The organism is Micromonospora sp. NPDC023644 (genome assembly GCF_040640115.1).
Classification (GTDB): Bacteria; Actinomycetota; Actinomycetes; order Mycobacteriales; family Micromonosporaceae; genus Micromonospora.
Genome location: NZ_JBFABA010000069.1, coordinates 1 through 24,227, shown reverse-complemented (window position 1 = coordinate 24,227; position 24,227 = coordinate 1). Strand labels below are relative to the sequence as shown.

The following is a 24,227-nucleotide window of genomic DNA, read 5'->3' as shown; positions in this document are numbered from 1 at the left end:
GCGGCGCCCCCCGCGGCGCCGGTCGCGGACGCGCCCGCGGCCGACGCGGACGCCTGGCGCACGGCGGCAGACGAGGGCTGGTCCCGGGCCAGCCGGGCGGCGGCCCCCGCCACCGCCGGCACCACCCGCTCGGGGCTGCCCAAGCGGCAGCCGCAGGCACAGCTCGTGCCCGGCGGGATCGAGCCCCGGGGCGGCCGCGACCGCAGCCGGCGTACCCCGGACGAAGTTCGGGGCCTGTTGTCGGCCTACCACCGCGGCGTGCAGCGCGGCCGGGCGGCCGGCACGGACCAGAACAGCACCTCGACCAAGGAGACGAGTCGATGAACAGGCCAGCGGCCATGCAGGACATGAGTTGGTTGCTCACCAACTTCGCCGACAGCGTGGCGGGGATCGCCCACGTGGTGGCGGTGTCCGCCGACGGGCTGCTGCTCGCCTCCTCGCGGGACCTGCCCGCGGACCGGGCGGACCAGCTCGCGGCGATCACCTCGGGCGTGGTCAGCCTGACGGAGGGCGCCGCCCGGATGTTCAGCGCCGGCGGTGTGCTCCAGACGGTCATCGAGATGGACAGCGGCTACCTGTTCCTGATGTCGATCAGCGACGGCTCGTCGATGGCCGTGCTGGCGGCCCGCAGCTGCGACGTCGGCCAGGTGGGTTACGAGATGGCGCTGCTGGTCGAGCGCGTCGGTGCGGCGCTGGTGCCGCTGCCCCGGGACGCGGTGCGGTCCTAGCGGGGCGCGACGTGCGGGCCGCGCGTCGCCAGGAACGAGAGGATCCGGCGCCCGACCAGGGGCCCGGCCGGGAGAGGAGGTGATCGTCGATGGACCAACGGCGCGTGGACCCACGTGGTGCGCTGGTACGGCCGTACGCGGTCACCCGCGGCCGGACCGAGGCCCGAATGGACATCGCCCTGGAGGCGGTCCTGACGGCCAGCCCGACCCAGGCCGCGGAGGCACGCTTCGCGGGGCACGACAAGCACCGCATCGCCACCGTTTGTGAGGGCCGGGCACAGTCGCTGGCCGAGATCTCCGCGTACACCCGGATGCCGCTGGGCGTCACCCGGGTGCTGGTCGCCGACATGGTGGCCGAGAGCCTGCTGACGCTACACACTGCCGCTCCCGCCGAGGGGTTCGAGGAGCGGATGGAAATCCTTGGAAGGGTGCTAAGTGGACTTCGCAGGCTATGACCCCGCCGGGGCCCGCCGAAACCGGGGAATCATCTCCGCGAAGATCGTGGTCGCGGGCGGCTTCGGCGTGGGCAAGACGACCCTGGTCGGCGCGATCTCGGAGATCACCCCGCTGAGAACCGAGGCGGTGATGACCGCAGCCGGTGTCGGCATCGACGACCCGTCCAAGGTGCCGGAGAAGCAGACCACCACGGTCGCCATGGACTTCGGCCGCATCACCATGGCCGAGGACCTGATCCTGTACCTCTTCGGCACGCCGGGCCAGACCCGGTTCTGGTTCATGTGGGACGAGATCATCAAGGGCGCGGTGGGGGCGGCCGTGCTGGTGGACACCCGCCGGATCACCGACGCCTTCGCGCCGCTGGACTACTTCGAGAACCGCCGGCTGCCGTACGTCGTGGCGTTGAACCGCTTCGACGGCGCGCCGCAGTACGAGCTGGAGGAGGTCCGCGAGGCGCTGGCCATCTCGCCGGACGTCCCGCTGGTGCTGACCGACGCCCGGCACCGCGACGCGGTGAAGCAGGTGCTGGTGACCGTCGTGGAGCACGCCATGCTCCGCCTCGAGGCCGAGCAGGGCCGGGGCTACCCGGCGCCGGTCGGCTGAGCGCAACGGCGCCGCCTCCGGGTCGGGTCAGTCGACCCGGAGGCGGTAGCCGCGCTTGACGACCGTCTGCACCACCCGGGGCGCGCGCAACCCGGCGCGCAGCCGGGCCACCGCCATCTCCACGGCGTGCTCGTCGGCGCCGCGCGGCAGCGTGCGCAGCAGGGCGGTGCGGGACAGCACCCGGCCGGGCGAGCCGCACAGCGCCCGCAGCACCGCCATCGGCGCCGGCGCGAGCGGGCGCAGCTCGCCGTCGACCACGGCGGCGTGCCCGCGCAGCGTGAGCAGGTGACCGGCCACCTTCAGGGTGACCGTCCGGCGCGGCAGTTCGTCGACGATGGTCCGGACCAGGGCGCCCAGGCGGGCCCGGGCCGGCGCGCTGACCGGGACCCCGCGCCGCAGCAGCGGCTCCGCGGTGACCGCGCCCACGCAACTGGCGAGCACGTCGCCCCGGAACGCGTCCAGCACCGCGTCGGAGCGGTCCCCGGCGGCGCGCAGCAGCGCCTCGGCCGCCGGGGCCGAGGTGAAGGTGACCGCGTCGACCAGCCGGCCGGCGACCAGGTCGATGAGCCGGTGCAGCGGGGCCGGGTCGGTCGGCGGCGCCCAGCGGTAGACGGGCACCTCGATCACGGTGGCCCCGGCCGCCTCCAGCGCCAGCGTGCACTCCGGCTGCCGCTCGCCGTGCAGCTGCATGGCGATCACCTGCCCGGCCACTCCGCGCCGGCACAGGTGCTCGATCACCTCCTCGCAGCTCTCCGAGTCCGGTGACCACTGGTCGTGCAGGCCGGCGGCCCGGATGGCCCCGCGCGCCTTGGGCCCCCGGGCCACCACGTACGCGTCGGCGAGCACGCCGCGCAGCGGCTCGGCCAGCCCCCAGCCCTCGGCCGCCTCCAGCCAGCCGCGCATCCCGATGCCGGTGTTGGCCATGAGGACGTCGGGCGGCCGTTCCAGGCAGGCCCGGGTGGCCTCCCGCAGGTCGGTGTCGTCGGCCAGCGGCACGATCCGCAGGGCCGGGGCGATCACCACCCGGGCGCCCCGCCGTTGGAGCAGCGCGGCGAGTTCGTCCCGCCGGCGGTCGGCGGTCACCCCGATGGTGAAGCCGGCCAGTTCGTCGCGCATTCACCCCTCCTGTCGCAGCCGCACCTCGACCAGGCCGTCCCGGCAGCGCACGTCGTGCCGGGGCACGGCGACGCCGGGCAGGTCCAGGCAGACCCCGGTGCGCAGGTCGTACACCTGCTTGTGCAGCGGCGAGGCGACCGTCGGCACCCCGCCCCGGCTGCCGACGATCCCGCGCGACAACACGTACGCCCCGGCGACCGGGTCGCGGTTGTCGACGGCGAACAGCCCGTCGGCGGTGCGGAACAGGGCCACCTGCACGCCGTCGACGAGCGCGGCGACGCCCCGCTCGGGCTCCAGCCGGTCGAGCGGGCAGACCGGCGTCCAGGCGCGCGTCGTGGCGGGCATCGTCGTCGTCATCGTGACGGTCATCGCCGTACCTCCAGCAGTCCGGGCGTCGTGGTGGTCATCGCCGCACCTCCGGCATGCCCAGCGCGACGGGCTGCCGGCCCTCGTCGGCCGGTGCCCGGCCCACCGGGACCGGCTGGCCCCGTTCGAGCGCGAACGTGATGGACGGGTCCGGCACCCCGGGGGCGTTGACGAAGGAGGCGAAGCGGCGCAGCCGTACCGGGTCCTCCAGCACCTCGCGCCACTCGTCCGAGTACGAGGCGACGTGCCGGGCCATGGCGGCGTCGAGTTCGGCGCACAGGCCGAGCGAGTCGTCCACGATCACCGCGCGGAGGTGGTCCAGCCCGCCCTCCATCGCCTCGATCCAGGCGGCGGTGCGTTGCAGGCGGTCGGCGGTGCGGACGTAGTACATCAGGAACCTGTCGACCAGCCGGACCAGCGCCTCGGTGGACAGGTCGGTGGCGAAGAGGTCGGCGTGCCGGGGCCGGAAGCCGCCGTTGCCGCCGACGTAGAGGTTCCAGCCGGTCTCGGTGGCGATGATGCCGAAGTCCTTGCTGCGTGCCTCGGCGCACTCGCGGGCGCAGCCCGACACCGCCGACTTGATCTTGTGCGGGCCACGCAGCCCCCGGTAGCGCAGCTCCAGGGCGATGGCCAGCCCGACCGAGTCCTGCACCCCGTACCGGCACCAGGTCTCGCCGACGCAGGACTTCACCGTGCGCAGCGCCTTGCCGTACGCGTGGCCGGACTCGAAGCCGGCGTCGACCAGCCGGCGCCAGATCTGCGGCAGCTGCTCGACCCGGGCCCCGAACAGGTCGATCCGCTGCCCACCGGTGATCTTCGTGTAGAGCCGGAAGTCCCGGGCCACCTCGCCGATCACGATGAGCTTCTCCGGGGTGATCTCGCCGCCGGGGATCCGGGGCACCACCGAGTAGCTGCCGTCGCGTTGCAGGTTGGCCAGGAAGTGGTCGTTGGTGTCCTGCAACGACGCCTGCTCCCCGTCCAGCACGTGGCCGGTGCCGAGGGAGGCGAGGATCGAGGCGACCACCGGCTTGCAGATGTCGCAGCCGCGCCCCCGGCCGTGCTCGGCGACGAGCTGCGAGAAGGTGCGGATGCCGCGCACCCGGACGATGTCGAACAGCTCCTGCCGGCTGGCGTCGAAGTGCTCGCAGAGCGCCGTCGACTGCCGGACCCCGGCCGCGTCGAGGAGCTGCTTGAGCATCGGCACGCAGGAGCCGCAGCTGGTGCCCGCCCGGGTGCACGCCTTCAGCGCCGGCACGTCCGCGCAGCCGCCGGCGATCGCGTCGTCGATGTCGGCGCGGGTCACCGCGTTGCACGAGCAGACCTGCGCGGCGGCGGGCAGCGCGCCGGCGCCCGCGCCCGGCGCGCCGGCGGGCGCGAGCAGTGCCAGCGGGGGAGCGGGCAGCGGGCCGCCCACGCTGGCCCGCAGCGTCGGGTACGCGCCGGCGTCGCCGACCAGCACCCCGCCGAGCAGGGTCTGCGCGTCGTCGGAGAGGACCAGCTTGGCGTAGACCCGGGTGGCCGGGTCGGTGAACGTCACGTCGAGGCAGCCCGGCGTGGCGCCGTGCGCGTCGCCGAACGAGGCCACGTCCACGCCGAGCAGCTTGAGCTTGGTGGCGGTGTCCGCGCCGGGGAAGGTGGCCGCCCCGCCGACCAGCCGGTCGGCGACCACCTCGGCCATCGCGTACCCGGGGGCGACCAGGCCGTGGCAGGTGCCGTCGACGGCCGCGCACTCGCCGACCGCCCAGATCCGCTCGTCGGCGGTCCGGCAGGCGTCGTCGACCAGCACGCCGCCGCGCGGGCCCAGGGCGAGACCGGCCGCCCGGGCCAGCTCGTCGCGGGGCCGGATGCCGGCCGCGACCACCACCAGCTCGGCGTCGAGCACGGTCCCGTCGGCCAGCTCCAGCCCGGCGACCGTGCCGTCGGGGCCGGGCCGGACGGCGGTGGTGGCGACGCCCAGGTGGGTGGCGACGCCCAGCTCGTCGACGTACCGGCGGAGCATCGCGCCGCCGGCCGTGTCCACCTGCACCGGCATCAGCCGGGGCGCGAACTCCACCACGCTGGTGTGCAGCCCGAGCAGCCGCAGCGCGTTCGCCGCCTCCAGCCCGAGCAGCCCGCCGCCGACCACCGCCCCGGTGCGCCGTCCCCGCGCGTGCTCCCGGATCGCCTCCAGGTCGGCCAGCGTCCGGTAGACGAAGACCCCGGGCAGGGTCGCGCCGTCCACCGGCGGCACGAAGGCGTACGAGCCGGTGGCCAGCACCAGGGCGTCGTACGGGTGCTCGCCGGTCGCCGTGCGCACCAGCCGCCGCTCCCGGTCGATCCCGGTGGCCGGCTCGCCCAGGCGCAGCTCCACCCCGTCGTCGGGGGTGTGCAGGTTCAGCTCCTCGGCGCCGACCCCGTCGAAGAACGCCGAGAGCCGCACCCGGTCGTACGCCGGGCGGGTCTCCTCGGCGAGCACGGTCACCCGCCACCGCCCCTCGGGGTCGCGGGCGCGCAGCGCGTCGACGAAGCGCTGCCCGACCATGCCGTTGCCGACGACGACCAGCCTGCCGCCTCGCTCGCTCATGCCGGCCCTCCGCTCCGCTGCGTGCCGTCGTGCGGCACGTTCGCACCGGGTCCGCCGATTCGCTCGCTCATGGCGCCACCTCCACTGAATCCACTTCGGACAGCCAGTCGACGATGCCGGCGACCGCGTCCCGGCAGCCGCCGCACCCCGTGCCGGCCCGGGTCGCGGCGACCACGGCGTCGACCGTCCGGGCCCCGGAACGCCAGCAGCCCACCAGCGCTCCCTTGCTGACGTCGTTGCACTGGCAGACGGTCGCCGCGTCCGGCATCAGCGCCGGCGTCGCGGCCTGCGCGCCCGCCGTCGCGCCGAACGCCCGGCCGAGCAGCAGGGAGCGCCGGTCGGCCGGCACCGGCTGGCCCCGGTCGAAGAGTTGGATGACCGTGCCGACCGCCGGGTTGTCGCCGAGCAGGATCGCGGCGGTCAGCCGCTCGTCGTGGATGCGCAGCCGCGCGTACGTGCCCCGGGCCGGGTCGGCGAAGGTCAGCTCCTCGCCGGTGCCGCCGTCGCCCGGGTCGCCCATGGCGGCGAGGTCGATGCCGGCGGCCTTGAGCCGGGTCACCGCGGGCCGGGGCCGGTAGCGGGCCCCGGCGTCCTCGCCGGTGAGCACCTGCGCCACCACCCGGGCCTGCGCCCAGGCCGGGGCGACCAGGCCGGTGAGCGCGCCGTCGTGCTGGGCGCAGTCGCCGATCGCCGAGATCCGCGGGTCGTCGGTGCGCAGCCGGTCGTCGACCAGCACGCCCCGCTCCACGGCCAGCCCGGCCGCGCGGGCGAGGGCGGTGTCGGGGCGTACCCCGCAGGAGAGGACCAGCAGGTCGGCGGTGAGCGAGCGGCCGTCGGCCAGGTCGAGGCGTACCCCGTCGGCGTCCGCGACCACCCCGGTGGCCGCGACGGCCAGGTGGGTGGTCACCCCGAGGCCGGCGAGCGTGCCGGCCAGCACGGCCGCCCCGGCCGGGTCGAGCTGCCGTTCCATCAGGTACGGCACCGGGTGCACCACCCCGACGTCGAGGCCCCGGGCGGCGAGCCCGCGGGCCGCCTCCAGCCCGAGCAGCCCGCCGCCGAGCACCAGGGCGCTGCGTGCGCCGTCTGCCACGGCGAGGATCCGCCGGCAGTCGTCCAGGGTGCGGAAGGGCGCCACCCGTGCCGGCAGCTCGGGCCCGTCCAGCCCGGGCAGCGGGGGCACCACGGCCCGACTGCCGGTGGCGAGCACCAGGTGGTCGTACGCGACGCGGTCGCCGTCGTCGGTGTGGACCGTCCCGGCGGCGCGGTCGATGGCGGTGACCGTCACCCCGGTACGCAGGTCGACGCCCTGCCCGGCGGCCTCGGCCAGCTCCACGTCCGGCTCGCCGATCCTGCCCGCCAGCAGGGTGGAGAGCATGATCCGGTTGTACGCCCGGTGCGGCTCCGCGCCGAGCACGGTGACCTTCCGGTCCCCGCCCCGGGCGTGCAGCTCGCCGACCAACCGGGAGCCGGCCATCCCGTTGCCGATGACCACGATCCGCTCGCTCATCGTCGCTCCACCCTCTCCAGCCGGACGGCGCAGATCTTGAACTCCGGCATCCCGGAGACCGGGTCGACGGCGTCGTTGGTGACCGAGTTGGCCCGCGCGGCGCCGCCCCAGTGGAACGGCGCGAAGACGGTGTCCGGCCGGATGGCGGCGCTGAGCCGGGCCGGCGCGCGGAATTCACCACGGCGGGAGACCACCCGCACCGGCTCGCCGTCGCCGATGCCGAGCCGCCCGGCCAGGTCGGGGTGCAGCTCGACGAACGCGTCCGGGGCGGCCCGGCGCAGCGCGGCGACCCGGCGGGTCTGGGTGCCCGACTGGTACTGGGCGAGCACCCGGCCGGTGGTGAAGTGCAGCGGGTACTCGGCGCACACCTCCTCCGCCGCCGGCCGGTGCTCCACGGCGTGGAACCGGGCCCGCCCGTCGGGGGTGGCGAAGCGGTCGGCGAAGAGCCGGGGGGTGTCCGGGCCGTCCTCGGCCGGGCAGGGCCAGAACACCCCGTCGCGCTCGTCGATCCGCGCCCAGCTCACCCCGGCGTAGTCGGCGGTCCCGCCGGCCGAGGCCCGCCGCAGCTCGGCGAAGACGACCCGCGGGTCGGTGGGGAACCGGCCCGCCGGGGCGGCGGCCCCGGACCGGTCCGGGGCGGCAAGCCGGTCCGCCAGGCCGGCGAGGATCTCCAGGTCGGTACGGACGCCGGCAGGCGGTGGGCGCAGCGCGCGGCGGCGCAGCACCCGGCCCTCCAGGTTGGTCATCGTGCCGTCCTCCTCGGCCCACTGGGCGGTGGGCAGCACCACGTCGGCGAGCGCGGCCGTCTCGGAGAGCAGGAAGTCGGCGACCACGAGCAGGTCGAGGTCGCGCAGCCGGCGCTCGATCCGGGCGGCGCGGGGCGCGGAGACCACCGGGTTGGAGCCGAAGACCAGCAGCGCCTTCGGCCCGGCGGGCGTGCCCAGCGAGTCCAGTAGCTGGTACGCCGGCACGCCCGGCCCGGGCAGCTCCTCGGCCGGCACCCCCCAGACCCCGGCGACGTGCTCCCGGGCGGCCGGGTCGTCGATCCTGCGGTAGCCGGGCAGCTGGTCGGCCTTCTGCCCGTGCTCCCGCCCGCCCTGCCCGTTGCCCTGCCCGGTGAGGCAGCCGTAGCCGGAGCCGGGGCGGCCGGGCAGCCCGAGGGCGAGCGCCAGGTTGACGAAGCCGGTGACCGTGTCGACGCCCTTGGCGTGCTGCTCGGCGCCGCGCGCGGTCAGGATGATCACGCGCTCGGCGGTGCCGAGGGCCCGGGCGGTCGCCTCCAGGTCGGCCACCGGCACCCCGGAGAGCGCCTCGGCGCGGGCCGGCCACCAGCCGGCGACGGCGCGGCGGACCGCCTCGAACCCGGTGGTGCGGTCGGCCACGTAGTCCCGGTCGACCCAGCCCTCGGTGAGCGCGACGTGCAGCAGCGCGTTCGCCACCGCCAGGTCGGTGCCGGGCAGGGGTTGCAGGTGCAGGTCGGCCTGGCGGGCGGTGGCGGTGACCCGGGGGTCGACCACGATCAGCCTGCCGCCGCGCTCGCGTTGCTCGGTCAGCCAGCGCACCAGCGGGGGCATGGTCTCCGCCGGGTTCGCGCCGACCAGCAGCAGCGCGTCGGCCCGGCCCAGGTCGGCCAGCGGGAACGGCAGGCCCCGGTCGATGCCGAAGGCGCGCGTACCGGCCGCCGCCGCCGAGGACATGCAGAACCGTCCGTTGTAGTCGATGTGCCTCGTGCGCAGCGCGACCCGGGCGAACTTCCCCAGCGCGTACGCCTTCTCGTTGGTGAGCCCGCCACCGCCGAAGACGGCCACCGCGTCCCGCCCGTGTCCCGCCTGGACGGTGCGCAGGCCGGTGACGATCCGGTCGAGGGCCGCGTCCCAGCTCGCCGGGCGCAGCTCGCCGCCGACCGGGTCCCGCAGCAGCGGGGTGGTCAGCCGCTCGGGGTGGTCGAGCAGTTCGGCGGCGGTCCAGCCCTTCTGGCAGAGGCCGCCCCGGTTGGTGGGGAACTGCCGGGGGAGCACCGTCACCCGGGCGGACTCCTCGCGCAGCGTCATCCCGCACTGGAGGGCGCAGTACGGGCAGTGCGTCGCCACCTCCCGGGGCGTCGGCCCCGGTCCGGTCGCCGCGTGTGCACCGTCTGTCATGTCGGCAAAGCGTGCCGGGGGGCGGTTTCCGGTCCGGGTCCCGTTTGTTTCGGTCCTGTCAAGAGCCGCTCACACCGCACGGGGGCACCGGGCCGACTCGCGGCGTTTACAATGTGGGAATACTGTCCTGATATTTGGGAGGCGTGGATGGGTGTGGCCGGGGTCTTCGACGCGGTGGCCGGCAGCTACGACGAGGCCCGCCGACGCCTGGTGCCCTGCTTCGACGCCTTCTACGGCACCGCCGTCGAGGTGGCCGCGCCGCCGCTGCGGGCCGCGCTCGCCGCGGGGCGTACCCCCGAGGTGCTGGACCTGGGCGCGGGCACCGGGCTGCTGTCACTCCTGCTCGCCGCGGCGGTGCCGGGGGTCCGGCTGACCCTCATCGACGCCGCGCCGGCCATGCTCGCCGTCGCCGCCGACCACCTGGGCGCCCGCGGGGTGGCGCACCGGACGGTCCTGGCCGACCTGGCCGACCCGCTGCCGGCCGGCCGCTACGACGCGGTGGTCAGCGCCCTGGCCGTGCACCACCTCGACGACGCCGGCAAGCGCGAGCTCTACCGGCGGGTGCCCGCGGCGCTGGCGCCAGGCGGCGTCTTCGTCAACGCCGAGCAGGTCGCCGGCCCCACCCCGGCGCTGGACCGGCGCTACCACGAGGTGTGGCTGGCGCAGGTGGCCGCGCTGGGCTCCGACGCCGACGAGGTCGCCGCCGCCGAGGGCCGGATGGCGTACGACCGGCCGGCGCCGGTCGCCGCGCAGTGCCGCTGGCTGGCCGAGGCGGGCCTGGTCGACGTCGACTGCTTCTTCAAGCAGTGGCGGTTTGCCGTGTTCGGCGGCCGGCGCGGGCCTGACGCCGACGCGGCCGGCTGACCGGGCGGCGGCCTCGGGGACCGGGCATGTGGGTGTGCGGGACTGTCGAGCTGCCCCTGTAGGTGGGGCGGTGCCCGGGCCCTGCGGGACTGTCGACCTGCCCCTGTGGGTGGGGCGGTGCCCGGGCGCGGGACTGTCGAGCTGCCCCCGTGGATGAGGACCGGCTCCGCTGGTCGCACAGATGGGGCAGCTCGACAGCGTCCACCCCACCAGCAGGGGGACCGGGCGGGCGCGGGGTGATGCTGGCGCGTGTCGACCACATGCCGCGAGGGCTGGCTGGTTGATTTGTCTGGTTCGCCGGCCGGGCGAATAGCCGCCCCCGACGGGATGACTGCCGGTCATACCGGTGGGTAGTCTGCCTGGCATGACTGCCAAGGTGACCCTGTCGTTCTCGGACGAGACGATCGAGGAGGCCCGGCGGTTCGCCAAACGCGAAGGGCTCTCCCTGTCGGCGTGGATGGACCAGGCGGCCCGGGAGAAGGCGCTGCGCGAGGTCTTCACCGCGCACGCCGCCGCCGTCGGCCGTGCCGGGCTCGACCTCGAAGCCGCCGCCCTCGCGGACGCCCGCGAGGTGGGCATGGTCGACGACGTGCTCTTCGGCGGACGCCCGCGTGCTGCGTAGGGGCGAGGTCTGGCGCATCGACGGCGCCCGGGAACGGCTCGGGCTGGTGATCAGCTCCGACGTCTACAACTCCACCGACGTGCCGATCGTGATCGTGGCCGAGGTGGTCGAGGAGGCGCTGCTGCGCGACTCGCCCCTGGCGGTGCCGATGGGCGCCTACGTGGTGATGCCCGACCGGATCTCCTCGCCGATGAAGAAGTGGTTCACCGAGTGCGTGGACGTCGCCGACACCGAGACCATGCTCCGGGTCGGCCGGGCACTGCGCATCCTGCAACAGCTCTGACATCTCACCGGTGGCATCCGCCCGCGGTGCGGTCTCCGTTTCCGGCCCGACCCGCGACGGGCACGGTCGGGTAACCCCCGGTTCCTAGCGTTCCTCCAGGTCGCACCGACGAGGAGGAGTCGCCGTGAGCACACTGGCCCCCACCACACCCCCGACCGAGGACGCTCCGCCGGCCGCCGCCCGCCGGCACCGCGTCGACGACTGGCGGCCCGAGGACCCCGAGTTTTGGCGTACGACCGGGGCGCCGGTCGCCCGCCGCAACCTCTGGGTCTCGATCCTCGCCGAGCACGTGGGCTTCTCCGTGTGGAGCCTCTGGTCGGTGATGGTGCTCTTCCTCGGCCCGGAATACGGTATCGACCCGGCGGGGAAGTTCCTGCTCACCGCCGTGCCGGCCGCCCTCGGGGCGGCGCTGCGGCTGCCCTACACGCTGGCCGTGGCCCGCTTCGGCGGACGGAACTGGACGATCGTCAGCGCGCTGCTGCTGCTCGTGCCGGCCGTGCCGATGACGGTGCTGCTGGAGCCCGGCGTCTCCTATTCGACCCTGATGGTGCTGGCCTGCCTGACCGGCGTCGGCGGGGGCAACTTCGCCTCCTCGATGGCGAACATCAACCTCTTCTACCCCCAACGGCTCAAGGGGCGGGCGCTCGGGCTCAACGCCGGCGGCGGCAACCTCGGCGTGCCGGCGGTGCAACTGGTCGGCCTGGCGGTGCTGGCGACCGCGGGCGCCGCGTACCCCCGCCTGGTGCCGGCCGTCTACCTGCCGCTGATCGTGCTGGCCGCGTTCGCCGCGGCGCGCGGACTGGACAACATCCCCGGGGCGCGCAACGAGCCCGGCGCGCTGCGCGAGGCCGCCCGCGATCCGCACACCTGGGTCATGTCGCTGCTCTACATCGGCACCTTCGGCTCCTTCATCGGCTTCGGCTTCGCCTTCGGCCAGGTGCTCCAGCTCCAGTTCGCCGAGCGCTTCCCGACCCCGGTCGACGCCGCCTGGCTCACCTTCCTCGGCCCGCTGGTCGGCTCGCTGGTCCGGCCGGTCGGCGGGCACCTCGCCGACCGCCTCGGCGGGGCCCGGGTGACCTTCTGGAACTTCGTCGCGATGGCGGCCGGCGCCTCGCTGGTGCTCTTCGCCGCCCGGGAGCGGTCGTTCGGGCTCTACCTGCTCGGCTTCCTGTCGCTCTTCGTCTTCTCCGGGATCGGCAACGGCTCGACGTACAAGATGATCCCGGCGATCTTCCGGGCGCGGGCGACGGCCGAGGTGGACGCCGGTCGGCGGGAGGCGGCCGCGGCGCAGCGCTGGGCCGGGCGGATGACCGGCTCGCTGATCGGCATCGCCGGGGCGGTCGGCGCCTCCGGCGGGGTGCTGGTGAACATCGCCTTCCGGCAGTCGTTCCTGACCGGGGGCAGCGCGGACGCGGCGTACGTCGCCTTCATCGCCGCGTACGCGGTCTGTTTCGGGGTGACCTGGCTGGTCTACCTGCGCCCGGGCCCGCACCGGCTGACCGGGGTGTGACGCCCGCCAGGTATCCTCGGGGCCCAGGTGGGGGCGGTACCCCGTTTTGACCTGCCGACGGGGCGGCGGGTATCGTTGCCTGCTGTTGTACGACATCCAGAGGCGTGCCGCCTGAGGTACGCTTGGTCGTTCGTGCGCGCCCGGTAACCTCGGCGCGCGACCCCAGACCGACGACGAGACAAGGTATACCTGTGCGTACGTACAGCCCGAAGCCGGGTGAGATCGAGCGTCAGTGGCACGTCATCGACGCCTCTGATGTCGTGCTGGGCCGCCTGGCCACCCACGCCGCCACGCTGCTGCGCGGCAAGCACAAGCCGACTTTCGCGCCGCACGTCGACACGGGCGACTTCGTCGTCATCGTGAACGCGGGCAAGGTCGCGCTGACCGGCAACAAGCGCCAGACCAAGATCGCCTACCGCCACTCCGGCTACCCGGGCGGTCTGAAGCAGGTCGGCTACGACGAGCTGCTGACCAAGCGTCCCGAGCGGGCCATCGAGCTGGCCGTCAAGGGCATGCTCCCGCACAACAAGCTCGGCCGTCAGCTCATCAAGAAGCTGAAGGTCTACGCCGGTGCCGAGCACCCGCACGGCGCGCAGCAGCCGGTGCCGTTCGAGATCAAGCAGATCGCGCAGTGAGCGCGGGCGAAGGAAACAGCATGACCGACATCACCGAGACCGAGGTTGCCCCCGAGGAGGCCACCGAGGCGCCGGCGCCCGTCGCCCGCGCGCCGCGTGGTGACCGCCCGATCCAGACCGTGGGTCGGCGCAAGGAGGCCATCGTCCGGGTGCGTATCGTCCCCGGCAGCGGCAAGATCACGTGCAACGGCCGTGACCTCGAGGCCTACTTCCCGAGCAAGGTGCACCAGCAGCTGATCAAGGACCCGCTGGTCACCGCCGAGAAGCCGGAAGCCTTCGACGTCATCGCCAACCTGCGTGGCGGCGGCACCACCGGTCAGGCCGGCGCGCTCCGGCTGGCCATCGCCCGGGCCCTCATCGTCAGCGAGCCGGACGACCGTCCGGCGCTGAAGAAGGCCGGCTTCCTCACCCGGGACGCCCGGGTCAAGGAAAGCAAGAAGTACGGCCTCAAGAAGGCCCGTAAGGCTCCCCAGTACTCGAAGCGCTGATCAACAGCTGCGCGTTGTACTTCTGACGGACGGCCGGGTTCACCTCCCCTCGACGGGAGGTGGCCCGGCCGTTCGCCTTTCCTGGACCGTTTCATCGGAGGTTGGCGGGTATGGGCCGGTTGTTCGGCACGGACGGCGTACGCGGGCGGGCGAACGCGGATCTCACGCCTGAGTTGGCGCTGGCGGTGGCGGTGGCCGCCGCGCACACACTCGCCGAGTCGGACCGGAGCCATCCCCCGCTGGCCGTGGTCGGGCGGGACACCCGGGCCAGCGGCGAGATGCTGGAGGCCGCCGTGGTCGCCGGGCTCACCAGCGCCGGCGCCAACGTGGTCCGGGTGGGCGTGCTGCCCACCCCGGCCGTGGCGTTCCTCACCGCCGAGGCCAAGGCCGACCTCGGGGTGATGCTCTCCGCCTCGCACAACCCGATGCCCGACAACGGGATCAAGCTCTTCGCCGCTGGCGGGCACAAGCTGCCGGACGAGATCGAGATGCAGATCGAGGCGGCCGTCGAGGCGAACGCCACCACCGCCTGGAAGCGGCCGATCGGCGCCGGCGTCGGGCGGGTGCACGACCTGCTCGACGGCGCCGACCACTACGTGCAGCACCTGATCGGCACCGTGCCGCACCGCCTCGACGGGCTCAAGGTCGTGGTCGACTGCGCCAACGGCGCGGCGGCCGAGGTGGCGCCGGTGGCGTACCGGGAGGCCGGGGCCGAGGTCGTCGCCATCTACGCCGAGCCGGACGGCCTCAACATCAACGACGAGTGCGGCTCCAACCACATCGAGGCCCTGCGGGCCGCCGTGGTGGAGCACGGCGCGCACCTGGGCATCGCCCACGACGGCGACGCCGACCGCTGCGTCGCGGTGACGGCCGACGGCGACGAGGTCGACGGCGACCAGGTGATGGCCATCCTCGCGCTCGCCATGCGGGACGCCGGCACCCTCACCGACGACACCCTGGTCGCCACCGTGATGAGCAACCTCGGCCTGCGGCTGGCCATGTCCGCGCAGGGCATCCGGCTCCTGGAGACCAAGGTCGGCGACCGGTACGTGCTGGAGGAGCTGCGCGCGTCCGGGCTGGCGCTCGGCGGCGAGCAGAGCGGGCACATCGTGATGCCCGCGTACGCCACCACCGGCGACGGCGTGCTGACCGGGCTGCACCTGATGTCCCGGATCGCCGCCACCGGGAAGTCCCTCGCGGAGCTGGCCGCCGTGGTGACCAGGCTGCCGCAGGTGCTGATCAACGTCCCCGTCGGCGACCGAACGGTCGGCGCGGCCGCGCCCGCCGTCCGGGCCGAGGTCGAGCGGGCCGAGGCGGAGCTGGGGGAGACCGGCCGGGTGCTGCTGCGCCCGTCCGGCACCGAGCCCCTGGTCCGGGTGATGGTCGAGGCCGCCACCGAGCAGACCGCCCGCAGCGTCGCCGAGCGCATCGCCGAGCAGGTCCGCACCGCCAGCCCGACCGCCTGACCTTCCTCGTCGGCCCGGACCCGTCACCGGCGGGCCCGGGCCGACGCCTTTGCTCAGCCGGGCGGGCGCGGTCGGAGACCTCGGTGGCGATCCGGCGTGGAGGTGCGCCGAGGAGGGGCCGGCCTCGCCCTCCGTCCGGAAACGCCCCTACAGGCGCAGGCCGGCGGCGCGCTGGAAGGTCGCCGCCGGGTCCTCGCCGTCGGTGAGGTCCACGTCCTCGACGATCCGCCCGTCGCCGAGGCGGATCAGCCGGTCGCACCGGGCCGCTATCGCCCGCTCGTGGGTCGCGAGCAGGATCGTCATGCCGTGCCGGTCGCGCAGGTCCAGCAGCAGGTCGAGGATCTGACCGCCGGTGGCCGAGTCGAGATTGCCGGTCGGCTCGTCGGCGAGCAGCAGCCCGGGGGAGCCCATCAGCGCCCGGGCGATCGCGACCCGCTGCTGCTGGCCGCCGGAGAGCTGGGCCGGCAGGGCCCGCTCCCGCCCGGCCAGGCCCACCGCGTCGAGCAGCTCCCGGGCCCGCGCGGCGTGGTCGGCCCGCCCCCGGCGGGGCAGCACCGGCGCGATCACGTTGTCCAGCACGGTCAGCGCTGGCAGCAGGTGGTAGCGCTGGAAGACGAAGCCCACCCGCTGCCGGTACCGCGTCAGGGCGGACCGGCCGAGCCCGGTGATCTCCAGCTCGTCCACGGTGATCGTGCCGGCGTCGACCTGCTCGATCGCCCCGATCATGTGCAGCAGCGTCGACTTCCCGGAGCCGCTGGGCCCGGTCAGCGCCACCACCGCACCGGCCGGAATCTCCAGGGACACGTCGTCGACCGCGGTCACCTGCTGCGGGCCGGCACCGAACCGTCGGGCCAGCCCGGCGACCCGGACCGTGCTGCCCACCGTCGTCGTCTCCATCGTCACTCCTCCGCGAGCAGTCGTGCGGTCGGCAGCCGGCGCAGCAGCGCGGCCGGGACCAGGGCGGCCATCGAGGTGACCAGGACACCGGCCACCGCCACCAGCGCGGCGACCGTGACCAACGTGCCGGGCAGGGCGCCGACCAGCCAGGCCGCCCCGGCCAGGCCGAGGCCGGCGCCGGTGACCGCGCCGAGCACTCCGAGGGCCAGCCCCTCGTAGGCGATCAGGCGGCCCAGCGCGGCGTCGCTCCAGCCGACCGCGCGCAGGGTGGCCAGCTCGGCGGCCCGGTCCCGGATGTTCAGGTAGAGCACGTCGGCGACCGCGGCGGCGCCGAGCAGCACCGTCGCGACGGCGGCCATGGTGTCCGCGCCCCGCACACTCAGCGACACCGTGTCGCCGAGCAGGCTGCCGACGATGGCGCCGCGGAACGCGTACCCGGCGGCGGCGACCAGGGTCAGCGCGGCCACCCCGATGGCCAGCGCGCCGGCGCCGAGCAGGGTGCGGCCGGGCGTGCGGGCCAGGTTGGCCAGGGCCAGGCCGGCCAGGGTGCGCGGCCGGCGTACCCAGCGGGCCGTTGCCACCGCCGGGCGCAGCGCGGCGGCCGGGTGGGCGCGCGCGGCCCGCAGGGCCGGCGTCAGGCCCGCGACCAGCGCCAGCAGCAGGGCCACCGGCACGGCCAGCAGCGCCCGCCGCCATCCGACGTCGATGCCGAGCGCGACCCCGAGCGGGACCGCCAGCGCCAGGGCGAGCAGCCCGGCGGCCAGCCCGAGGGCGGCGACCTCGCCGAGGATCAGCGCGCCGATCCGCCGGGCCGGCCAGCCCAGGCAGGCGAGCACCGCCAGCTCGGACCGGCGGTCCCGGACGGCGGCGGCGACCGCGTTGCCGAGGAAGAGCGCGCAGACCACCAGCACCAGCACGAAGAGCGCGACGCTCTTGCGGTCCACCGCCTTGGTGATCACCGAGGCGACCCCGAGCGCCGACCAGTTCTCCGTCAGCCGCAGCGTCGGCCGGCCGAACGACCCGGCGGGCAGCTCCACGGCCTGCGGGGTGGGCGACGAGCCGAGCGTGATGTCGACGTCGAGCCCGGTGACCTGGGCGATCCGCTCGGCGACCAGTCGGACCTGCTCGGCGGCCCGGTCGTTGTATCCGCCCACGTCGGCGACCCGGACCCGGATCGCGCTGATCGGGGCTTTCGCCTGCGGACTGCCGCCGCCCGCCAGCAGCTTCGGCACGCTGTCGAGGCTGGTCAGCAGCAGCGGCGGGGCCGCGAGGTGCCCGGCCGGGTTGCCGCCCGGCTCCAGCGGACGGCCGCCCAGGGCGTCGCGGCTGCGGGCGTCCGCGCCCTGCGCCGACGGTGGCTCGTACGTCTCCAGCGGCACCCGCCCGAGGTCGCTGAAGCCGGTCAGCTTCGTCGGGTCGAAGACCCCCACGGCCCGCCAGCCCCGGTACGGGTTGCCCGACGCGTCCCTCTTCAGCGGGACCTTGCGCAGCGACCGCGCCCCCGTGTCCTCGGCCAGCCAGGGACGCGGGAAGGGGTTGTACGTGAACCGGTCGCCGTACACCGTCGGATCGGCCGCCGGGAGCGCGTCGACCCGCAGCGTGCCGTCGGGCAGCCGGTCGTAGCGCGTCGGCCCGGCCTGCACCATCGTCTGGAGCTGGCCGAAGCAGCAGCCGGTCGGAGAGAGGCCCGTGGAGAGCCAGGTGCGCCAGCCGGCGGCGACGTCGTGGCGGGCGTCGCCGGCGGGGAGCGCGGGACCGCGTCCCAGGGCCCGTTCGAGCTCGACGAGGTCGACACCGGCCGGACGGGCCGCGGGCAGCCGCGTGAAGCTGGCACGCAGTTCCTCGTCGACGAAGGGGCTGCTGGTCGCGAGCACCGGCACGGTGAGGATCTCCCCGGAGCCCGCCCGCCTGGCGGTCGCCGTGTCGTCCGGGCCCAGTGCCCGCCCGTCGACCACCGCTCCGCCGAGGCCCACGAGGCGGTCCTCGGCGGCCGGGTCCACGGCGGCGAGCAGGAGCGGCACCGTCAGGTGGACCGCGATCCGCAGCCGGTCCGAGGTGGACGAGGTGCCCGACCCGCCGCCGGCGAGGACGCCCGCGCCGGCCTCGAACCGGCCGTCGGGGAGCAGCCGTACGGCCACCAGCGACCACTCCTCGCGCTCCGAGTACGCGCCCGGGCTGCCCAGGGTGTACCGGGGGTCGCAGACGGCCCGGGTGCGGCCGTCGGGCAGCACCTCGCGGGGCGCCGGCCCGCACGTGCCGGACCACGGATAGGAGCGCCCGTCGGTGTACAGGGTGGCGTCGCTGGTATGACGCAGGTCGATGCGGGGGTAGATCAACGGGTGGGTGGTGACGTACACGAAGCGGGGTCGGCCCGGCGTGCCGGAGAGCCCGCGCTCGGCGACGAACCGGGGATCGACGCGGATGACCTGCCGGTCGAGCGACCGGTCGACCGCCCCGGTCAGGTCCAGCGGGGTCGGCACCGGGGCGGTGGAGTGGCCGAGCATGGCGATGGGGGCGGCGACGTCCACCCCCGCGACCGCCTTCACCTGGTCGTACTGCGCGGTGGTGATGCCGCCGAAGAGGCCGGAGAGGTAGTTGGGCTGGACCAGCCGGCGCTCGGCCTCCAGCGGGGTGCGCGCGCCCTTCGGGCGGACCAGGATGTCGTAGGCGGCCTCGGTGTTCCGTTCGACGGCGCCGGTGACGTCGAGCCGGGAGGTGGTGGTGGCGCCGGTCAGGACGACGAAGCCGGTGGTCGCCACCAGCACGCCGAGCAGCAGCGCCACCGACCGTCCCGCACGGCCGCGAAGTTGCTTCCAGATGATGTCGAGCATGTCGCGCCTCCCCGTGTGCTGAGCACACTGTGCGCGATACATTGTGACAATGCAAGGCCCTGTCGGCGCGAGCCCGGGCCGGATCGGAGGAGACGGTGGCGATACAGCACGCGGTCCTGGCCCTGCTGGCCGGCGGCCCCAGCTACGGCTACGAGCTGAAGGGCGCCTTCGAGGAGGCGGTGGGCCCGCAGTGGGGACCGCTCAACATCGGGCACCTCTACCAGATCCTCGACCGGCTCTCCCGGGACGGCCTGGTGGTCGCCGAACGGCAGCCCCAGCCGGTCAAGCCCGACCGGGTCGTCTACGAGATCACCCCGGACGGCCGGGCCGAGCTGGACCGCTGGCTGGCCGAGCCCAGCCCGCGCAGCGGTGGGTTCCGGGACGACTTCTTCCTCAAGGTGACCGCCGCGGCCCGCGCCGGCGAGCCGGCCACGGTGCGGACGGTGCTCGGCAACCAGCGCGGTCACCTGATGCGGGAGCTGCGCAACCTCGACGGGCTGCGTCGGCGCGCCGACGACCCGGTGGTCGGCCTGCTGCTCTCGGCGGCGAGTCGGCACGTCGAGGCCGACCTGGCCTTCGTCGACGACGCGGAGGGGGTGCTGCTCGCCGACGGCGGCGCGGTGCTCGCCCGGCTCCGGACGCTCCGCTCCGAGGGGGTGCCGGCGGAGCGGGGGACCGGCCCGACCCGGGCGGCCGGCTGACGGTCAGGCGTACGCGTCGGTCACCGCGCGTCCGTCAGCCGGCGCAGCCGGGTGACGGCCTCGGTCAGCACCTCGGGGCGCTTGCAGAAGGCGAAGCGGATCAGGTGCCGGCCGGCCTCGGCGTCGTCGTAGAAGACCTGCGTCGGCACGGCCACCACGCCGCACCGCTCGGGCAGCGACCGGCAGAACTCCACCCCGTCCCGCCCGCCCAGGCTGGTGACGTCGGCGGTGACGAAGTAGGTGCCCTCCGGCGGGAGCACCTGGAACCCGGCGTCGGTGAGCCCGCCGACGAGCTGGTCCCGGCGGGCCTGCATGCCGGCGCGGAAGTCGGCGAAGTAGGCGTCCGGCAGGGCCAGCGCGACCGCGACCGCCGGCTGGAGCGGCGCGGCGTTGACGAAGGTGAGGAACTGCTTCACCCGCAGCACCGCCGAGACCAGCGCCGCCGGCCCGCTCACCCAGCCGACCTTCCAGCCCGTGCAGGAGAACGTCTTGCCGGCCGACGAGATGCGCAGGGTCCGCTCGCGCATCCCGGGCAGCGTGGCCAGCGGGACGTGCGGGGTGGCGGCGTCGGTGAAGACGAGGTGCTCGTACACCTCGTCGGTCACCGCGTACGCGCCGTGCTCCCGGCACAGCTCGGCGACCAGGGCCAGCTCGTCGGGGCTGAACACCTTGCCGGTCGGGTTGTGCGGCGAGTTCAGCAGCACCAGCCGGGTGCGCGGGCCGAACGCGGCGCGCAGGGCGGCCGGGTCGAAGGCGTACCGGCCGTCGGCGGCGGGGCGCAGCGTGACGGGGCGCCGGACCGCGCCGGCCAGCGCGATCGAGGCGGCGTACGAGTCGTAGTACGGCTCGAAGCAGATCACCTCGTCGCCCGGCTCGCAGAGCCCGAGGATGGTGGCGGCGATCGCCTCGGTGGCGCCCGCCGTCACCACGATCTCGCCGTCGGGGTCGTACTCCAGCCCCCAGAACCGGCGCTGGTGCGCGGCCACCGCCGCGCGCAGCGCCGGGACGCCCGGACCCGGCGGGTACTGGTTCTGCCCGGTGCGCAGCGCCTCGGCCGCGGCGGCGAGCATCTCCGGCGGCCCGTCGGTGTCGGGGAAGCCCTGGCCGAGGTTGACCGCGCCGGTGCGCACGGCGAGGGCGGACATCTCGGCGAAGATGGTCGTCCCGAACGGGCGCATCCGGGCCACCAGCGGGTCGACGTCGGCGGTGGTCGTCACGTCCGCCAGCCTACGGACTCCCGGCGCGGCTTCAACCCCTGCCGGGGGCGCCGCCGCGCGCCCGGAACGGTCGCCGGCGTCCCGTTCGCCCGGCGGAGTTATGTCACGGAGGGTGTCGCTTCCCCTCCGATCGCTCAAGTCGGGTGATCGTTTACCCGGCTTTCGCGCACGCGCGATGAGTGGAACTAGGTTAGGCTGCGGGACATGTGTGGAATCGTGGGTTACGCCGGCGCGCGCCCGGCGCTCGGCATCGTGCTCGACGGACTGCGGCGGCTGGAGTACCGCGGCTACGACTCGGCCGGCGTCGCCATCGTCTGCGACGGCCAGCTGCTGACCGAGAAGAAGGCCGGCAAGCTGGCCAACCTGGAGAAGGTGCTCTCCGAGCGGGCCGCCGAGGATCCCACGTCCTGCGCGGCCAGCCCGATCGGCATCGGGGACGGCACCACCGGCATCGGGCACACCCGCTGGGCCACCCACGGCGGTCCGACCGACCGCAACGCACACCCGCACCTGGCCCCCGACGGCCGCGTCGCCGTGATCCATAACGGCATCATCGAGAACTTCGCGAAGCTGCGCGCCGAGCTGGAGGCCGACGGCGTCCAGTTCACCAGCGACACCGACACCGAGTGCGCGGCGCACCTGCTCTCCGCCGCGCTGGCCGACCTGCGCGCCGCCGGCCACCCCGACGGGCCGCAGCTGCTCGCCGCCGGCATGCGGGTGGTCTGCCAGCGGCTGGAGGGCGCGTTCACGCTGCTCGCCGTCGACGCCGCGGTGCCCGGCGCGGTCGTCGGCGCCCGGCGCAACTCGCCCCTGGTGGTCGGTCGGGGCGAGGGGGAGAACTACCTCGCCAGCGACGTGGCCGCGTTCATCGAGCACACCCGGGAGGCGGTGGAGCTGGGCCAGGACCAGATCGTCCTGATCACCGGCGACACCATCGAGATCACCGACTTCGCCGGCCAGCCCGCCAGCGGCAAGGACTTCCACATCGACTGGGACTCCTCCGCCGCCGAGAAGGGCGGCTACGACTGGTTCATGCTCAAGGAGATCGAGGAGCAGCCGCAGGCCATCGCGGACACGCTGCTCGGCCGGCTCACCGACTCCGGCGAGATCATGCTCGACGAGGTCCGCCTCAGCGACCAGGACCTGCGCGACGTCGACAAGATCTTCATCGTCGCCTGCGGCACCGCCTACCACTCCGGCCTGGTCGCCAAGTACGCCATCGAGCACTGGACCCGGATCCCGTGCGAGGTGGAACTCGCCAGCGAGTTCCGCTACCGCGACCCGGTCCTCGACCGCTCCACGCTGATCGTCGTGATCTCGCAGTCCGGCGAGACGATGGACACCCTGATGGCGCTGCGGCACGCCAAGGAGCAGAAGGCCCGCGTCCTGGCCATCTGCAACACCAACGGCTCCACCATCCCCCGGGAGTCCGACGCGGTCCTCTACACCCACGGCGGGCCGGAGATCGCCGTCGCGTCCACCAAGGCGTTCCTCACCCAGCTCGTCGCCTGCTACCTGATCGGCCTGCACCTGGCCCAGGTGCGCGGCATCAAGTTCGCCGACGAGGTGGCCGCCGTGGTCGCCCAGCTCCAGGAGATGCCGGGCAAGCTGCGCGAGCTGCTGGACCGGATCGAGCCCGTCCGCGAGCTGGCCCGCGACCTGAAGGCCGAGCCGACCGTGCTCTTCATCGGCCGGCACGTGGGCTACCCGGTGGCCCTGGAGGGCGCCCTCAAGCTCAAGGAGCTGGCGTACATGCACGCCGAGGGCTTCGCCGCCGGCGAGCTGAAGCACGGCCCGATCGCGCTGATCGACAAGGGCACCCCGGTGATCTGCATCGTGCCCTCGCCGGTCGGCCGGGGCATGCTGCACGACAAGGTGGTCTCCAACATCCAGGAGGTGCGGGCGCGCGGCGCCCGGACCATCGTGATCGCGGAGGAGGGCGACGAGGCGGTCGTCCGCTACGCCGACCACCTGATCTACGTCCCGCGCACGCCGACGCTGCTCGCGCCGCTGGTCACCACCGTGCCGTTGCAGGTGCTGGCGGCCGAGATCGCCGCCGCCCGGGGGCACGACGTGGACCAGCCCCGCAACCTGGCCAAGTCGGTCACGGTCGAGTAGCCGTACCGCCCCGTGCCGGGCCCCGTCCACCGCGTCGGTGGGCGGGGCCCGCCGCGTCCGGGGTCAGCGCCCGAGCACCACCCGGGCCATCCCGTCGAGGGCCGGGTTGTCGGCCGCCCAGTAGCCGGTGTGCCCGTGCCGGCCGCTGGGGAACGTACGCCCGCCGAAACCCGGGTGGGACGGGTCCTGCCCGAACCACAGCTCGCGCTCCGGCGCGCCGAGCAGCGCCCCGATCGCCGGGCCGACCGGCGACGCGCCCAGCAGGGCCCGGCGGGCCAGCTCGTCCGGCGGCCGGGCCCACCGGATCACGTCGTCCGGCGCGGTGCTCGCCCAGACCTGCCCGGCCGGCACGCCCAGCTCGCCCGCGTGCGCGACCCCCACCCCGGGCGAGCCGACGAAGACCAGCGCGTCGGCGGCCAGCCCGTGGTCGCGGGCGGCCGTGCCGACCACCAGCGAGCCGTAGCTGTGTCCGAGCACGGTCTGCCGGCCCGGGGGCCCGTCGTGGGTCTCCCGCAGCCCCTCCTGGAACCGGTGCAGCGCCGGGCCGGCGTCGCGGGCCTGGCCCGGCCACGCCGCCTCGTGCAGGAAGTCGGGGGCGTCGTAGTCCAGCCAGAGCACCGCGGCGGCCTCCTCCTCGGGGGCGAGCGCGCCGCAGCGGGACAGCACCCGGGCCGCCCGGCCCAGCTCGCCGGGCACGTCGTGCAGGCCGGCGGTCATCCCCGGCACGTAGGTCAGCACCCGGGTCGACCGGTCCGGGTTGCCCAGCGTCACCACCGCCCGTCCCTCTCCGGCCGTGCCCAGCCCCAGCAGGTAGGCCCGGGGCTGCTCGTCGCCGGCCAGGCGGGCGGCCAGCGCGTCCAGGCCCGCCAGCGACTTCCCGACGCGCGACAGCCCGGCCAGCTCGACCGGCCCGCGCGGCACCCGCTCCAGCAGCCGTCGCCGCGCGGCCAGCAGCTCCTCCCGCCGCGCCCCGAGCAGCAACCGGTTGGCCTGGTCGCGGGCGGCCACCGGCACCCCGTCGAGACGGCCGACCAGCCCCGGCTCGTGCGCGACCAGCCATCGGCGCTGCGCGGGGGCGAGCCCCGCCCACCACGCCCGCACGGCGGCCGGGTCGG

At 75.0% G+C, this 24,227-nt stretch carries 21 protein-coding genes and 1 pseudogene; 13 read left to right on the top strand and 9 right to left on the bottom strand.

Annotated elements, in window-relative coordinates:
- The 4 genes and pseudogenes from AB0G08_RS27895 to AB0G08_RS27880 form a co-directional block, all read left to right on the top strand.
- Positions 1–324: pseudogene (locus AB0G08_RS27895) on the top strand (ATPase); the annotation flags it as partial.
- Entirely contained in the window at positions 321–728 is a 408-nt protein-coding gene (locus tag AB0G08_RS27890; protein WP_067359650.1) for a roadblock/LC7 domain-containing protein, read from the top strand. The pseudogene AB0G08_RS27895 and the gene AB0G08_RS27890, both read left to right, overlap by 4 nt.
- An 89-nt stretch (positions 729–817) precedes the next feature.
- Complete coding sequence (locus AB0G08_RS27885) at positions 818–1,183, top strand: DUF742 domain-containing protein (RefSeq protein ID WP_091627805.1); 366 nt, start codon at positions 818–820, stop codon at positions 1,181–1,183.
- On the top strand, positions 1,164–1,787 hold the full coding sequence (locus tag AB0G08_RS27880) for an ATP/GTP-binding protein (RefSeq protein ID WP_357883642.1): 624 nt from the start codon (positions 1,164–1,166) through the stop codon (positions 1,785–1,787). Before AB0G08_RS27885 ends, AB0G08_RS27880 begins: the two co-directional genes overlap by 20 nt.
- 27 nt (positions 1,788–1,814) lie before the next feature.
- Here AB0G08_RS27880 and AB0G08_RS27875 read toward each other — a convergent pair whose 3' ends face one another.
- From AB0G08_RS27875 to AB0G08_RS27855, 5 genes are all read right to left on the bottom strand, one after another.
- A complete protein-coding gene (locus AB0G08_RS27875) occupies positions 1,815–2,903 on the bottom strand; it encodes a uroporphyrinogen-III synthase (RefSeq protein WP_357883639.1) in 1,089 nt (362 codons plus the stop codon).
- A complete protein-coding gene (gene nirD / locus AB0G08_RS27870; RefSeq protein WP_358093207.1) occupies positions 2,904–3,248 on the bottom strand; it encodes a nitrite reductase small subunit NirD in 345 nt (114 codons plus the stop codon).
- A gap of 58 nt (positions 3,249–3,306) precedes the next feature.
- The gene (gene nirB / locus AB0G08_RS27865; protein WP_358093201.1) at positions 3,307–5,832 is read right to left on the bottom strand and encodes a nitrite reductase large subunit NirB; all 2,526 of its coding nucleotides are present in this window, start codon (positions 5,830–5,832) and stop codon (positions 3,307–3,309) included.
- A 67-nt stretch (positions 5,833–5,899) separates the two neighbouring features.
- Positions 5,900–7,339, bottom strand: coding sequence for an FAD-dependent oxidoreductase (locus tag AB0G08_RS27860; protein WP_358093198.1), 1,440 nt, complete (start codon positions 7,337–7,339; stop codon positions 5,900–5,902).
- On the bottom strand, positions 7,336–9,480 hold the full coding sequence (locus AB0G08_RS27855; protein WP_358093195.1) for a molybdopterin oxidoreductase family protein: 2,145 nt from the start codon (positions 9,478–9,480) through the stop codon (positions 7,336–7,338). The genes AB0G08_RS27860 and AB0G08_RS27855 overlap by 4 nt, the downstream gene beginning before the upstream one ends.
- 147 nt (positions 9,481–9,627) lie before the next feature.
- Between AB0G08_RS27855 and AB0G08_RS27850 the strand changes: the two genes are divergently transcribed.
- From AB0G08_RS27850 to glmM, 7 genes are all read left to right on the top strand, one after another.
- Positions 9,628–10,344 carry a methyltransferase domain-containing protein gene (locus tag AB0G08_RS27850; protein ID WP_358093192.1) on the top strand — a complete coding sequence of 239 codons (717 nt, stop codon included), beginning with the start codon at positions 9,628–9,630 and terminating at the stop codon, positions 10,342–10,344.
- 364 nt (positions 10,345–10,708) lie between these two features.
- On the top strand, positions 10,709–10,966 hold the full coding sequence (locus AB0G08_RS27845) for a DUF6364 family protein (RefSeq protein ID WP_088998395.1): 258 nt from the start codon (positions 10,709–10,711) through the stop codon (positions 10,964–10,966).
- Positions 10,956–11,249, top strand: coding sequence for a type II toxin-antitoxin system PemK/MazF family toxin (locus AB0G08_RS27840; RefSeq protein WP_358093189.1), 294 nt, complete (start codon positions 10,956–10,958; stop codon positions 11,247–11,249). The genes AB0G08_RS27845 and AB0G08_RS27840 overlap by 11 nt, the downstream gene beginning before the upstream one ends.
- A 133-nt stretch (positions 11,250–11,382) precedes the next feature.
- Complete coding sequence (locus tag AB0G08_RS27835; protein WP_358093204.1) at positions 11,383–12,759, top strand: nitrate/nitrite transporter; 1,377 nt, start codon at positions 11,383–11,385, stop codon at positions 12,757–12,759.
- Between the two features lie 191 nt (positions 12,760–12,950).
- Complete coding sequence (gene rplM, locus AB0G08_RS27830; protein WP_154941857.1) at positions 12,951–13,394, top strand: 50S ribosomal protein L13; 444 nt, start codon at positions 12,951–12,953, stop codon at positions 13,392–13,394.
- Between the two features lie 20 nt (positions 13,395–13,414).
- The gene (gene rpsI, locus AB0G08_RS27825) at positions 13,415–13,882 is read left to right on the top strand and encodes a 30S ribosomal protein S9 (protein WP_121399850.1); all 468 of its coding nucleotides are present in this window, start codon (positions 13,415–13,417) and stop codon (positions 13,880–13,882) included.
- A gap of 110 nt (positions 13,883–13,992) precedes the next feature.
- Positions 13,993–15,348, top strand: coding sequence for a phosphoglucosamine mutase (gene glmM / locus AB0G08_RS27820; RefSeq protein ID WP_357880435.1), 1,356 nt, complete (start codon positions 13,993–13,995; stop codon positions 15,346–15,348).
- Between the two features lie 147 nt (positions 15,349–15,495).
- On the opposite strand, the gene AB0G08_RS27815 is transcribed toward glmM, so the two are convergent.
- Together AB0G08_RS27815 and AB0G08_RS27810 are read right to left on the bottom strand one after the other, a co-directional pair.
- On the bottom strand, positions 15,496–16,245 hold the full coding sequence (locus AB0G08_RS27815; protein ID WP_358093186.1) for an ABC transporter ATP-binding protein: 750 nt from the start codon (positions 16,243–16,245) through the stop codon (positions 15,496–15,498).
- A gap of 2 nt (positions 16,246–16,247) precedes the next feature.
- Positions 16,248–19,076, bottom strand: a complete 2,829-nt coding sequence (locus AB0G08_RS27810; protein ID WP_358093183.1) for an FtsX-like permease family protein — start codon at positions 19,074–19,076, stop codon at positions 16,248–16,250.
- 95 nt (positions 19,077–19,171) lie between these two features.
- Here AB0G08_RS27810 and AB0G08_RS27805 point away from each other — a divergent pair, with 95 nt between their 5' ends.
- Positions 19,172–19,777 carry a PadR family transcriptional regulator gene (locus AB0G08_RS27805; protein ID WP_358093180.1) on the top strand — a complete coding sequence of 202 codons (606 nt, stop codon included), beginning with the start codon at positions 19,172–19,174 and terminating at the stop codon, positions 19,775–19,777.
- A gap of 20 nt (positions 19,778–19,797) precedes the next feature.
- Here AB0G08_RS27805 and AB0G08_RS27800 read toward each other — a convergent pair whose 3' ends face one another.
- Complete coding sequence (locus AB0G08_RS27800; RefSeq protein ID WP_358093177.1) at positions 19,798–20,994, bottom strand: pyridoxal phosphate-dependent aminotransferase; 1,197 nt, start codon at positions 20,992–20,994, stop codon at positions 19,798–19,800.
- Positions 20,995–21,198: 204 nt separating this feature from the next.
- Here AB0G08_RS27800 and glmS point away from each other — a divergent pair, with 204 nt between their 5' ends.
- Positions 21,199–23,112, top strand: coding sequence for a glutamine--fructose-6-phosphate transaminase (isomerizing) (gene glmS / locus AB0G08_RS27795; protein WP_357880423.1), 1,914 nt, complete (start codon positions 21,199–21,201; stop codon positions 23,110–23,112).
- 63 nt (positions 23,113–23,175) lie between these two features.
- On the opposite strand, the gene AB0G08_RS27790 is transcribed toward glmS, so the two are convergent.
- Positions 23,176–24,227 (bottom strand): alpha/beta hydrolase (locus AB0G08_RS27790; RefSeq protein WP_358093174.1); only part of this gene is annotated, 1,052 nt, incomplete at its 5' end.

Bases quoted from the DNA above. Each gene is read 5' to 3' on its own strand.
- AB0G08_RS27850 (WP_358093192.1), top strand. From the start codon at position 9,628: ATGGGTGTGGCCGGGGTCTTCGACGCGGTGGCCGGCAGCTACGACGAG.
- nirD (WP_358093207.1), bottom strand. From the start codon at position 3,248: ATGCCCGCCACGACGCGCGCCTGGACGCCGGTCTGCCCGCTCGACCGG.
- AB0G08_RS27810 (WP_358093183.1), bottom strand. From the start codon at position 19,076: ATGCTCGACATCATCTGGAAGCAACTTCGCGGCCGTGCGGGACGGTCG.
- glmS (WP_357880423.1), top strand. From the start codon at position 21,199: ATGTGTGGAATCGTGGGTTACGCCGGCGCGCGCCCGGCGCTCGGCATC.
- AB0G08_RS27845 (WP_088998395.1), top strand. From the start codon at position 10,709: ATGACTGCCAAGGTGACCCTGTCGTTCTCGGACGAGACGATCGAGGAG.
- AB0G08_RS27885 (WP_091627805.1), top strand. From the start codon at position 818: ATGGACCAACGGCGCGTGGACCCACGTGGTGCGCTGGTACGGCCGTAC.
- AB0G08_RS27875 (WP_357883639.1), bottom strand. From the start codon at position 2,903: ATGCGCGACGAACTGGCCGGCTTCACCATCGGGGTGACCGCCGACCGC.
- glmM (WP_357880435.1), top strand. From the start codon at position 13,993: ATGGGCCGGTTGTTCGGCACGGACGGCGTACGCGGGCGGGCGAACGCG.
- AB0G08_RS27890 (WP_067359650.1), top strand. From the start codon at position 321: ATGAACAGGCCAGCGGCCATGCAGGACATGAGTTGGTTGCTCACCAAC.
- AB0G08_RS27815 (WP_358093186.1), bottom strand. From the start codon at position 16,245: ATGGAGACGACGACGGTGGGCAGCACGGTCCGGGTCGCCGGGCTGGCC.
- rpsI (WP_121399850.1), top strand. From the start codon at position 13,415: ATGACCGACATCACCGAGACCGAGGTTGCCCCCGAGGAGGCCACCGAG.
- AB0G08_RS27855 (WP_358093195.1), bottom strand. From the start codon at position 9,480: ATGACAGACGGTGCACACGCGGCGACCGGACCGGGGCCGACGCCCCGG.
- nirB (WP_358093201.1), bottom strand. From the start codon at position 5,832: ATGAGCGAGCGAGGCGGCAGGCTGGTCGTCGTCGGCAACGGCATGGTC.
- AB0G08_RS27860 (WP_358093198.1), bottom strand. From the start codon at position 7,339: ATGAGCGAGCGGATCGTGGTCATCGGCAACGGGATGGCCGGCTCCCGG.